Source organism: Parcubacteria group bacterium CG10_big_fil_rev_8_21_14_0_10_36_14, assembly GCA_002772895.1.
Taxonomy (GTDB): Bacteria; Patescibacteriota; Patescibacteriia.
This window is the reverse complement of the sequence record PFCS01000008.1, coordinates 1-12,282: the sequence shown is the minus strand read 5'-3', so window position 1 is coordinate 12,282 and position 12,282 is coordinate 1. Positions and strand designations below refer to the sequence as shown.

Below are 12,282 nucleotides of genomic sequence, written 5' to 3'. Positions count from 1 at the left end.
GATTGAAGAAAGATTTTTTGTAACCTCAGTAACCTGAGACTCGTAGAATTCTGCCAATTCTCCAAGAAGAACTTCGGTAGTTCCTGATTTTTCGCCAACACTTACCATTTGACTTACCAGTGGCGGAAAAAGAAATGGATATAATTTTAGAGCCTGGTTTATTTGTTCACCCTTTGCTAGTTTTTCTGATGCTTCGATACAAGCTTCTTTATAATATGAGTTTGATAAAACCGTAGCGGTTATTTTAAAACTTTCAATTACCGGGATGTCTGTTTTTAAAAGCGAGCTAAGCGTTCTTGAAAATCTTGCCAAATTAACTTTTTTTGCAATAGGTCCTATAATCCATAAATGTAGAATGATATTATGAAAAAAATGTTTACCTTTTTTTGTTTTTGCAATTGCGACTAATCCGGCTATTAATATAGCTATCCCGATTGCTGCAAAAATTCCATTGTTAGTAAAAAATTTTGAAACTGCAATCAAGATGCGGGTTGATAGCGGAAGCTCAAGTGTTAATTCTTCAAAAATAGAGAGAACGTTGGGTATGACATAAACAAACATTAAGACCGTGATGCCGGTTGTGGCTGCAATAATAACGGACGGATAGATCATTGCTCCGCGAACTTTGCTTCTGATGTCATGATCTTTTTTCATTTGAATAGCGAGTTGCTCCAAGTTTTCTTCCAGCCTTCCGGATTTTTCTCCGACAGCTATCATATTTATAAAATAAGCAGGAAAGATTTTTGGAAATTTTTGGAGCATCGAGGCCAATGGATTTCCTTTTACTACGCCGTCTTCTATTTTTAACAGTACTTCTTTAAACTTTTTATTTTTTGTTTGCATAGCCAACGTTTCTATTGCTTCTGAAATAGAAAGTCCGGCCTTGACCATAACCCTAAAATTTTCTGCAAAAAACATTTTTTCCGAAAGTGGAACCGTACCGATGCTGGTAATTTTTTTCCATATAGATGCGATGTCACTTTTTTTTATCGGTTCATTTTCTTTTTTCGCTAACATTTTTTTTACAATTGGTTGAGGTTCGGTATTTTTTGGTACGCTTGGCTCAGTTTTAGTCAGATTAGATGAATCTAATTCTAATTCAGCCTCTTGCTCCATAGGGGGATTTATTGTTGATTTGACTGTTGCTTGTTTGGACTTTTGTGCCATACGAAATTTAAAATTAATTTATTCTTTAGTTACTCTGATAATTTCTTCCAAAGATGTTTCTCCTTTAATTGCCTTGATAAACCCGTCCATTACTAAAGTAATCATACCAAGCTCTTTTGCTGTTTTTGCAATTTGCAATGCGTCCGCTTTTTTATTTATAAGCTCTTTCATCGTAGGAGTTATTTCTAGGACTTCATAAATACCTATTCTTCCTTTGTAGCCGGTATTTCCGCATTTCTGGCATCCGGCTCCGCGATAAAAGCTAATATTTTTTAGATTATAACCAGCCTTCAGATATTTCTGTTTTAAGAGTGAGCTAAAGATGTCTTTTGTATTAAAAAGAGCTTCTGCCTGTGCAATTTCTTCCTTTTCAAGCTTATGTTTTTCTTTACATTCTTTGCAGATTTTTCTTACTAATCGTTGGGCTATTATCATGTTAGCGGTAAAAGAAATTAGAAATGGAGGTATACCCATATCGCCAATACGGGGGAGTGTTGTTGCGGCATCATTGGTGTGGAGTGTTGAAAGAACTAGGTGACCAGTCATGGCCGCGTTGGTCGCTATTTCCGCAGTTTCTGGATCACGAATTTCGCCTACCATTATTATGTCAGGGTCCTGACGTAGAAGAGCGCGTAAACCCTTAGCAAAAGTAAAGTCTATTTTTGGATTTACTTGTGATTGATTTATTCCAGGCATTCTATATTCAACAGGGTCTTCAAAAGTAGAAATATTTACCTCGGGCTTATTTAAGAGATGCATAATGGAATAGAGAGTAGTAGTTTTTCCTGAACCGGTCGGTCCTGTAACGAGAATAATTCCATGCGGACGTTTAATATTTCTCCGAACTATTGCAAGAGGTTTTGTTAAAAGCCCAAGATCTTCTAATGAGAGTGGTTTAGCGCTTTCATTTAAAAGACGCATTACTACTTTTTCGCCGTCAAATATTGGCATCATAGATACGCGGAAGGAAATTTTATATTCTTTTGTTTCTATTTTAAACCGACCGTCTTGCGGGAGCCGATGTTCATCTAATTTTAAGTTAGAAAGAATTTTTATTCTTGCAATAATACCCGGATGAACAGTTTTTGGCAAGCTCATAACTTTTCTTAAAATACCATCAACTCTGTATCTGATGACAACTTCTTTTTCAAGTGGTTCTATGTGAATATCTGACGCGCCTTCAAAAATTGCATGCTCCAGCAGACTATCAACAATACGGACAATGGGTAAATTTTCCGCCAACTCTTGTAATTTCTTTTTATCTTCTATTCTTTTTGGCCTGGTTGTTATTTCTTGGAACTCTGCTTTTAAGGAAAGGCGATATTGTTTTAGATATTCATTGATTTCGGTAGGAAGAGCGATAGACAGTTCTGGTTGAAGCCCTGTTTTTTTCGCGATAAATTCCATGGTTTGAATATCGTCAGGATTGGTGATGGCAAGCTTTATAACATTTTCTTTTTTATCAAAAGCAACAATCTTATGAGTATTTGCAATTACTTCCGGCACCAAAAACAAAATATCCTTTCTAACCGCCAGATCCTTAAGCTTTATAAAAGGCAACTTAAAATAACTCGCCACAGCAGAATATAGTTTTTCTTCTGTTAAAATTTTATGTTTTAAAAGATATGCCTCCAAAGAGATGCCTTCTTTTTGTGCAGCTTTTAGATGAAGTTCAATATTTTGTTTGCTAATTATTTTTTTGCGAAGCAGTAGCTCTCTAAGACGGGAAGTGTATAACATAAAATTAAATTTAGAACGCAAAATGTTCAATTATTTTTTATATATATTTTTGATTAAATTATAATTACATTATACCATCTACTTTGCCAAATATGAAAAAGAGTGTTATATTATAGGTAGTAATATGATAGTTCTTAAAAAAGAAGGCAAAATAGGCAATCTTTTTTTTAACCCGAGGAGTTGGCATGACAAATTTTTAGTTTGTAATTTTTTTATTTCTTTTACTTTGGTACTGGCTATTTGGGGAGCGATTATTTGGGCACTTTTTTCAATAAAAGAAACAGTCTTTCTTTCTCTCCATTATTCAATTTACTTGGGAGTTGATTGGCTGGGCGGACCTGAGAATTTTTTTATTTTTACCAGTATCGCGACAATAGTATTTTTATTAAATTTTATTTTATCCAATGTCTTTTATTTCAAAAATAAATTATTGTCTTATCTTCTGAGCGCATCGGCCACAATATTTTTACTTGCCCTCTCTGCGTCCGTGGTAATAATTATTTATATTAACTGGAGCGCGTCTTAAATATAATATGGATGTATTGATAATAACAAAAATTTTTACACTCGCAACATTATCTTTTGCGATCGCCTTTTTAATGACACCAGCTTTAACGCGTTTTTTATATAGATTTAAATTAGGAAAACAAATACGCGATAGTAAGTCGGCGCCGACTGTTTCCAGACTTCATAAGAGCAAGTCAGGCACTCCAACGATGGGTGGTATTTTAGTTTGGCTCACGGTTCTAATTTTAGCTCTTGCTTTGAGATATGGTTATAAATTATTCGGATGGGAATCTTTTGGATATTTGGATTTTTTGAGTCGTCCGCAAACTTTTTTACCCCTAGGTGTTTTGGTTGCCTCCGCCATTGTTGGATTGGTTGATGATTGGTTTAATGTAAAACGAATTGGTCCTCATGGCGGTGGACTGGCAATGCGTCATCGACTTTTGATTTATATGGCAATTGCTATGGTTGGCGCCTGGTGGTTTTACTCCAAATTGGAATGGGACTTAATACACGTACCTTTTATCGGAAATTTTAATATTGGTCCATGGTATATACCTCTTTTTATTTTTATAATCGTTGCCACTAGTTTTTCTGTAAACGAAACAGACGGATTAGATGGTCTTGCCGGAGGAACATTACTTGCTGCTTTTACAGCTTATGCGGCCATTGCTTTTGTTCAAGGGAAGACCGATTTAGCGAGTTTTTGCGTAGTTATTGCCGGTGCGTTATTAGCATTTTTATGGTTTAATATAAATCCAGCTCGATTTTTTATGGGGGATACTGGTGCCATGTCGTTAGGCGTTACTCTGGGCGTGATAGCTATGCTTACGAATACCGTTTTTCTTTTACCTCTTATTGGCTTTGTGTTTATGTTGGAGTCATTTTCTGTAATAGTCCAGGTTATTTCCAAAAAATTACGACATGGAAAAAAGATTTTTAAAGCTGCACCAATTCATCATCATTTTGAAGCGATTGGTTGGTCTGAGCCTAAGATTGTAATGCGTTTTTGGATTATTTCTGCTGTCACAACTTTACTGGGGCTTATTTTATTTCTAATAGACAAATAGAACTTATAATTTAGAGCAGATATTTTATAATCCCGTATGAGCGGGTTTTTGTTTTTATATTAATATTGATGTATAATAAAAAAAATAGTAACGCACGTTATTTGACGTGAAAAATTTTTATTTCACGTTTCAAATTTCAATTTCTATAATTTTTATGTTAAACAAACTGGCTAATCTTACTAATAAAAAAGAAGCTTCAGAATCCAAAAAACCAATAATTCGGGCAGAGCTTCCGCTTATTGTTATTTCTGATGCCGTATTATTTCCAGACCTTACCCTTCCGATTTCAATTGGTGATGCCCGAAGTGTAAAAGCGCTTGATGCGGCAATGAAAACCGATAAAGTTATAGCTTTTTGCACAATTAAAAAAGGAAAAGTAGATGATGTAAAAAAGGACGATATTTATAGAACGGGTGTTGCCGCAAAAATTATGGAAGTAATGAAGCAACCTGATGGGACTGCGCGTATTTTGATTCAAGGGCTAGAAAGAATTAGAATTACTGATTTTTTGACCGAGATCCCTTTTTTAAAAATAAAAATTGAGCGATTGTCTGAACAGCGAGAAGAGAAAAGTGAGAAAATAGAAGCCCTGATTTACAGCACAGTTAATCAGTTTAAAGAATGTATAAATCTTGGAGCCAGTGTTCCTTTTAATATTTTGCTTATAGTAACAAATTTAACTGATCCTTGGCAGTTATCTAATTTAATTGCTGTTAATTTGGATTTTAAAACAGCAGAAAAACAGGCGATTTTGGAAGCAAACAGCGCAGTTGAAAAGTTAAGCTTATTAAATGAAGCATTAGGCAGACAAAAAAAAGTTTTACGTATGGCGAGAAAAATTCAGAGTGAAACAGGTAAAGAAATAGGTAAAATGGAGCGTGAAATGTACCTACGTGAACAAATGAAGTCAATAGAAAAAGAATTGGGAATAGCTGGCGGAGTAAGTGAATTAGAGTCGCTGAAAAAGCAGCTCAAAGAAGCAGGAATGCCAAAAGAAATTGAAGAAAAATCAATGAAAGAATTGGCGCGCTTAGAAAGAATGCCGTCTTTTTCCCCGGAAGTTAGTTTTACTCGGACTTATCTTGATTGGTTAGTCGGTTTGCCATGGGGTAAAAAAAGTGAAAGTAAAATTGATGTTGCCGGCGCAAAAAAGATCTTAGACGAGGATCATTTTGGTCTAGAAAAAGCGAAAGAAAGAATTTTGGAGTATTTATCCGTGCAGAAATTGGTTGGAAAAATTAAGGGTCCGATACTTTGTTTTTCAGGGCCTCCGGGAACAGGTAAGACATCTTTGGGAAAATCAATCGCTCGGGCACTAGGTAGAAAATTTATACGTATTTCTTTGGGTGGAATTCGTGATGAAGCGGAAATTCGTGGGCATAGGCGAACATATATTGGCGCGCTTCCGGGTAGGATTATACAAGGAATAAATACAGCCGGAACCAATAACCCCGTTTTTATGCTTGACGAAATAGATAAAGTGGGAAATGATTTTCGTGGGGATCCTGCAGCTGCTCTTTTGGAGGCGCTTGACCCGGAACAGAATGACGCTTTTTCGGACCACTATCTAGAAGTTCCTTTTGATTTGTCGGATGTAATGTTCATAACAACTGCCAATGTTTTAGATACAATTCCTCCTGCACTTCGCGATAGGATGGAAATTATAGAATTCCCCGGATATGTTGAAGAAGAAAAAAATAATATTACCAAGAAATTTTTAATTCCAAAACAATTGAAAGCAAATGGATTAAAAATAGGACAATGGAAGATGACGGACGATGCTCTTAAAAAAATTATTAGACAATACACATTCGAAGCCGGGGTAAGAAATTTGGAACGTCAGATAGCAAATACAATGCGTAAAGTTGCGAAACAAATAGTTGATTCAAGAGGTTCAAAAGCCATAAAGATAGATGAAAAGACTTTACAAAAATATCTTGGCCCGGCAAAATTTGAACTTTCTTTGGCAGAAAAAGATAATGAAGTGGGTGTCGTGAATGGTCTGGCTTGGACACCGGCTGGTGGAGATATAATTCAGATAGAAGTAAATAGAATGCCAGGAACAGGCAAATTAATATTAACAGGTCATCTTGGCAAAGTAATGAAAGAATCGGCACAAACTGCCTTTTCCTATGTTAGACAAATTACCGGTCACAATACAAAAACAGAAGATGTGCATATTCATGTGCCAGCTGGTGCTATACCAAAAGATGGTCCGTCCGCAGGTATTGCTATGGCGACGGCGATAGCTTCCATAATGATAAATAAGCCAGTAAAAGGTGGGATTGGAATGACAGGAGAAGTTAGCTTGCGGGGCAGAGTTATGGAAATAGGAGGAATAAAGGAAAAAATATTAGCGGCTCATCGAGCAGGTGTGAATACAATAATTATGCCGATGGATAATAAAAAGAACATTGAAGATATACCGATGCACGTTCGAAAAGGAATAAAATTATTGTTTGTACGAGATATGAAAGAAGTGCTAAAATATGCTCTAATAGACAAAGTATAAATGTAATGCGATTTTTTGTATGAATAAGCCCGACTATTTTTTTATCGGTTTGGTGAGTACTTTTTTAGTTTTTGGACTTTTAATGCTTGCTTCTGCTTCGGCGCCAACTGGACTCATCAAGTTTGGTGATAGCTACTATTATCTAAAACGTCAGCTTTTGCACGGACTTTTGCCCGGCATTTTTTTATTTTTATTATTTTTTCGTCTTGATTATAGACAACTTAAAAAATATAGTGATTTATTTTTAGTTGGATCAATAATTTTATTGCTTTTAGTATTTATTCCGGGATTGAGAGCTGAATTTGGAACCGCAAGAAGTTGGGTTAATTTTTTCGGTCTTTTTTCATTTCAGCCGTCAGAGATAACAAAATTAGGACTGATTATTTTTTTATCGGCATGGCTTGAGTATAGGATAAAAATAAAACATCTTCCGGAACGTCAAACATTTATTAAGTTTCTAATTATTTTATCAATTTTTTCTGGGCTCGTTCTTTTACAGCCGGATATGGGAACAATGTCGATTATTATTTTTATTGGTCTTTTACTTTATTTTTCAGCCGGCGCACCGTGGTATTATCTGGTGAGCTTGGGAGGGATATTAGCAGTTGGTTTTTTCGCGCTTATAAAAATTGCTCCTTATAGGATGGCTCGTTTCACTATTTTTTTAAATCCATCAATTGATACACAGGGAATCGGATATCATATAACTCAAGCGCTACTAGCAATTGGATCCGGAGGGTTTTTGGGCGTTGGTTTTATGCATTCCAGGCAAAAATTTCAATATTTACCCGAAGTATGGGCTGATTCTATTTTTGCGGTTGTTGGAGAAGAGTTGGGTTTTATAGTGAGTCTTTTATTTATAATTGGGCTTGTATTATTTTTTTTAAGAGGTATGAAAATTGTTTCCGGTGCGCCGGATTATTTTGGAAAATTTTTAGCAATTGGGATTTGTGGCTGGATAGTTTTTCAATCATTTATAAATATAGCAGCTATGCTTTCATTAATGCCTCTCACAGGGCTTCCTTTGCCCTTTGTAAGCTATGGAGGGACATCTCTTATGACCGTTTTAGCTGGTTGCGGTATTTTGGCAAATATTTCTAAATGGATGGAGAAAACTTGACTTTTGGTTATTTTTTTGATAATCTAAGATAGTGTTTTAAAAGGAGATAGGGAATGAGTGGACGTAGGCTATTTGAGATGATATTAGTGTTTATTTTACTCTGTTTTAGCCTTTGGGGAACGATTGTATTTTTTGTCGCCGGTTTCATTTTTTCTTATGATTCTTGGCTTTTATCTTTATTTTTTGGATTATGCTGCTATGAGTTGGGAAAATGGGCCGAAGAACTAACGAAAGGAGCGAGAGATGAGCCAAGGTAAAGACCTGAAAAATAGCGAAGACGTTTTTCTTATCGCTCTAATTCCTGATTTTCTGGCTTCTTTATATCTCATTTTAGGGAGTCCAGTCATATTTGTTCTTTCTTTTTTCATCGAAACAAGTGGAATTTTTAAATTTTGCGCTACAGGCATTATGATTTTTGCCGTTATGGCCGGAATTTGGGAGTTTAGGGGACTTGTAAAAATCGTAAAAAGCATTTTAATGAGCAGGGTTGATTTTTACCCTGTTTTTTGTTATAGTAGGCACATAAATAATATGAATAAAAAAATATTTTTATCCGGTGGAGGAACGCTGGGCTCGGTAATGCCTCTTTTGGCGATTTGGGAAAAATTAAAGGATGATTATAATTGTTATTGGATTGGAAGCTGTAATGGTTTAGAAAAAGAGTTTGTCAAAAAAAGAGGAATAGCTTATTTGGGTATCCCCAGCGGAAAAATACGTAAATATTTAAGTATCAAAAATTTATTGACACCTTTTTTAGTTTTTTTGGGATTAAAAAGTTCTCTGTGGCATTGTGTAATAATTCGTCCACAACTGATAATTGTTTCCGGAAGTTTTGTGTCTGTGCCATTGGTTTGGGCCGGATGGATTTTGCGAATACCCATTATTGTTCATCAAGAAGATATTAATATTGGTTTGGCGGGAAAATTAACAATTCCTTTCGCTTCTTTTATAACTACAGCTTTCGAAATAACAACAAAAAAAATAAATAGAAAAAATACGCTTTGGATAGGTAATCCGGTACGAAATATTTTTTATACAGTAGATAGGGCAGAAGCGGAAAAAAAGTGGAAAACAAAAAATCTGCCATTAATTTTGGTTTTGGGAGGAGGACTTGGCTCTCTGCGTCTTAATGATATAATGGTTTCATTCGCAAGAAAGCAAGAGGGGATATGTACCGTTATTAATATAACGGGCAAGGGTAAGGCGGATAAAGATAATTTTTTAAACTATAAACAAATTGAACAGATGGATAATGATATTGCCGAAGTTATAGCGGCTGCGGATATTGTTGTTTCGCGCGCTGGACTTTCATCTCTTTCCGAATTTGTTATTTTAGGTAAAGTCTCAATTTTGGTACCGTTAAAAGGAGTGGGGCAAAATGAGAATGCGCGTTTTTTTGAAGAAAGAAAAGCTGCGCTTTTATCTAATGAAGATAATTTGGAGACAACGATAATAGAGCTTTTAAAAGACTTAGAAAGACAAATAGAACTGGAAAAAAATATAAAAACAATTTTTCCTCCAAATTCACAAGAAAGTTTTTTAAAGGTTATAAAACAGACAATAAAGAAATAGCCATATAACATAAACGCCCCATATGGGGCGTTTATGTTATATGGCCCCCAGTTAGTTGGTCGGGAGCTAATTTCGTGTCTTTTATAATTCTTCGTCTTCGTCCATATCGTTATCCGAGCTCTCGTCTTCGTCCATATCATCCTCTGCGTCATCGAGGTCATCTATATCTTCATCTTCCACATCATCCTCCATTTCTTCTAAAGAGAGTTCGACGTTCTCTTCGTCTTCTTCGTATAATTTTTGTCCCATCATATTTTTGTTACAAGTCCCGCAAGAATTATATAATTGTTACAAGACTTACAACCTTAATTATTATGATTTTTATTTTTATAAACTGATTATAATTTCTTTTAAATAATTCGTCAAATTTTTTTTTGAAGGGTATTTTATCCGGATAAAATTTGGGGAGTAGCCGATATAAAATCCCTTCTGAAAAGACTCAAAAAGAATTTGTATTTTTTTGTTTTTTAAGTTATCAATAGCCTCTTGCTGAAGAACATTATCAAGTTTTTTTATTTTCTGCAAGCGAGCTGTTATGAGCTTGGCAGGAAGCTTTTTTTTATTTTCCGCAGATGTTCCCGGACGAGGAGAATAGGGAAAGTAATGGATTTTAGAAAGTTTTAACTTTTTTGCTAATTTTAGCGTTTTTTCAAAATCTTTTTCTGTTTCATCTAGAAATCCAACAATAATATCCGCGCTTAGATTAAAAAGAGGGTTAATGGCTCGTAGTTGTTTTGCGATTGTTCTTATTTTTTGTATTTTTATAGGACGCGTCATTCTTTTTAAAATAATTTCTGAGCCTGATTGAAGGGATAAGTGCATATGAGGCATAAGGCGCGGATTTTTAAATAGTTTTATAAACCTATCATTAATAAGCCGAGGGTCTATGGATCCAAAACGAATTCTGGGTATTGTTGATTGTTTTAATATATTTTTTATGAGGTTGTGGATATCTGGATAGAGTAGAATATTTATTCCGGTAAGAACAATTTCTTTAAATCCTTGCGCCTCTTTTATTTTTATTTGTTTTATTATTTGTGACTGGCTCTTGCATCGAGACTTTCCTCGTAAAAGGCGAGTAATACAAAAAGAACATTCAAAATCGCACCCATCCTGAATTTTTATAAATGCTCGTGTTCGATTTTCTTTTTTTGGTAAACGATATTCGGGTGATAGTCCACTTATATCTTTGGCAGGGAGTTGTTTACATAGCGATCGTCTCTTGTCGTAATCAACGTTATCTATAAATCGAAGAAAAGATTTGTCAGACTCAAAGTATTTATTTGCTTCTGGTATTTTTTGTCGAAAACATCCTAAGACATAAATATTTTTTTGAGCGCGTTTATGTTTGCGGATTTCTTGGCGCACTTTTTGTTCCGCTTTAGCGGTAACAGAACAGGCGCGGATAATGATAATATCAGAATCTTTTTCTGATGTCGTATATGTTAATTTTTTTGATAATTCTTGTTTTAGTTCGTCTGATTCTGTAAAGTTTACCCGGCAACCAAAAGTTTTTATAAAATATTTCATATTTTTTTTAAAGAGGGGCTGGAAGATGTTTTGATTTATGAATAGCCTCATAATAACAAAGGTTAGTTATCTTGACAAGAACCACATTCTCTGATAAATAAATATAAGGAGGCAAAATGTTTTTATGGCTTAATGAATATGACGCTGATATTTTTTGTGAAGCTCTCATGCAGAATCTTAAAGATATGGTAGAGGAGTTAAGAGTAAAAACAGAAAACGCAAAAGCCAGCTTGCTTGAGATTGATACATTCAGGATTGCGCTTTTTGCGCGCCAGAAGCTCTTTTTAAAAATTTTGAAAAAAACCAGCAAAATATTTAGGGCGAGGTCTTTGTCAAACCTGGATTTTATACTAATGAACATATGCCCGCCAAAATATTTAGAAAAAGATTTAAGGCAAGTTGTCTCAAGCGATATTGGTACTTCGCAAAATAAATATGAAGATGAAAGCAAGGTTCTGTCAGGCGAATTGGGAAAATTGATAGAAGTTGATTTTTCAGCGAAAAGGAGGGAGTGATGCTCGGATGGATTTGCACAGCCTTTTTCACTTTCGGACTCATTGGTTATTTTTTGCATCAAACTGTTTCTTGGAACCGATATTTAATAAAAGAGAAAAAAGCATTAATCGAACATTATGATGCTTGCTGTCGGAGTTGTGCTAGACTTTCAGAGGGGGCGACATATCTCGGTGATGAGTTTATATCAAAGACAAAGCAACGTCTTCGTCACTATATTGGTCTGAAGGATAGGACTAAAGATGAGCTGAAACAATTGGAAAAAAGATGGACCATCAGAGTTTTTAAAAGTTAACCCCTGCGTATTGCGGGGGATTTTTTATATCAAAAAACACCCGATTTAGGATGTTCTTTGAATGGTGACCCGGCTGGGATTCGGACCCAGGACCCATTGCTTAAAAGGCAATTGCTCTACCAGCTGAGCTACCGGGTCAAGATAAATTATTATAACTGATTATAAGAATAGCACATTTTTGAAAAAATTGCAAGAGGGGGTACAGTTAACCTTCAAGGGTTACACTTTTTAGGGTTAATGATAAAAATTTTTGATA

Annotated in this window: 11 protein-coding genes and 1 tRNA gene; 8 read left to right on the top strand and 4 right to left on the bottom strand. The window is 35.1% G+C overall.

Features of this window, described 5'->3' with window-relative positions:
* Both COU51_00810 and COU51_00805 read right to left on the bottom strand, forming a co-directional pair.
* A partial coding sequence (locus COU51_00810) for a hypothetical protein (protein ID PIR67027.1) occupies positions 1–1,167 on the bottom strand: 1,167 nt, incomplete at its 3' end.
* Positions 1,168–1,185: 18 nt separating this feature from the next.
* Positions 1,186–2,907 (bottom strand): hypothetical protein, encoded by a 1,722-nt coding sequence (locus COU51_00805; GenBank protein ID PIR67026.1) that lies wholly within the window; start codon positions 2,905–2,907, stop codon positions 1,186–1,188.
* A gap of 124 nt (positions 2,908–3,031) precedes the next feature.
* On the opposite strand from COU51_00805, the gene COU51_00800 reads away from it, so the two are divergent.
* From COU51_00800 to COU51_00775, 6 genes are all read left to right on the top strand, one after another.
* On the top strand, positions 3,032–3,433 hold the full coding sequence (locus COU51_00800; GenBank protein PIR67025.1) for a hypothetical protein: 402 nt from the start codon (positions 3,032–3,034) through the stop codon (positions 3,431–3,433).
* Positions 3,434–3,440: 7 nt separating this feature from the next.
* The gene (gene mraY, locus COU51_00795; GenBank protein PIR67024.1) at positions 3,441–4,484 is read left to right on the top strand and encodes a phospho-N-acetylmuramoyl-pentapeptide-transferase; all 1,044 of its coding nucleotides are present in this window, start codon (positions 3,441–3,443) and stop codon (positions 4,482–4,484) included.
* Between the two features lie 154 nt (positions 4,485–4,638).
* A complete protein-coding gene (gene lon, locus COU51_00790) occupies positions 4,639–6,996 on the top strand; it encodes an endopeptidase La (protein ID PIR67028.1) in 2,358 nt (785 codons plus the stop codon).
* Positions 6,997–7,015: 19 nt separating this feature from the next.
* Positions 7,016–8,116, top strand: coding sequence for a stage V sporulation protein E (locus tag COU51_00785; protein PIR67023.1), 1,101 nt, complete (start codon positions 7,016–7,018; stop codon positions 8,114–8,116).
* A 77-nt stretch (positions 8,117–8,193) separates the two neighbouring features.
* Positions 8,194–8,373, top strand: coding sequence for a hypothetical protein (locus COU51_00780; protein PIR67022.1), 180 nt, complete (start codon positions 8,194–8,196; stop codon positions 8,371–8,373).
* Positions 8,360–9,688, top strand: coding sequence for a hypothetical protein (locus COU51_00775; GenBank protein PIR67021.1), 1,329 nt, complete (start codon positions 8,360–8,362; stop codon positions 9,686–9,688). Before COU51_00780 ends, COU51_00775 begins: the two co-directional genes overlap by 14 nt.
* A gap of 327 nt (positions 9,689–10,015) precedes the next feature.
* On the opposite strand, the gene COU51_00770 is transcribed toward COU51_00775, so the two are convergent.
* Positions 10,016–11,269 carry a hypothetical protein gene (locus COU51_00770; GenBank protein PIR67020.1) on the bottom strand — a complete coding sequence of 418 codons (1,254 nt, stop codon included), beginning with the start codon at positions 11,267–11,269 and terminating at the stop codon, positions 10,016–10,018.
* Between the two features lie 65 nt (positions 11,270–11,334).
* On the opposite strand from COU51_00770, the gene COU51_00765 reads away from it, so the two are divergent.
* Both COU51_00765 and COU51_00760 read left to right on the top strand, forming a co-directional pair.
* On the top strand, positions 11,335–11,733 hold the full coding sequence (locus COU51_00765; protein ID PIR67019.1) for a hypothetical protein: 399 nt from the start codon (positions 11,335–11,337) through the stop codon (positions 11,731–11,733).
* Positions 11,733–12,026 carry a hypothetical protein gene (locus COU51_00760; protein ID PIR67018.1) on the top strand — a complete coding sequence of 98 codons (294 nt, stop codon included), beginning with the start codon at positions 11,733–11,735 and terminating at the stop codon, positions 12,024–12,026. The genes COU51_00765 and COU51_00760 overlap by 1 nt, the downstream gene beginning before the upstream one ends.
* Before the next feature lie 62 nt (positions 12,027–12,088).
* Here the strand turns inward: COU51_00760 and COU51_00755 are convergent.
* A tRNA-Lys gene (locus COU51_00755) sits at positions 12,089–12,164 on the bottom strand.
* Positions 12,165–12,282: the final 118 nt, after the last annotated feature.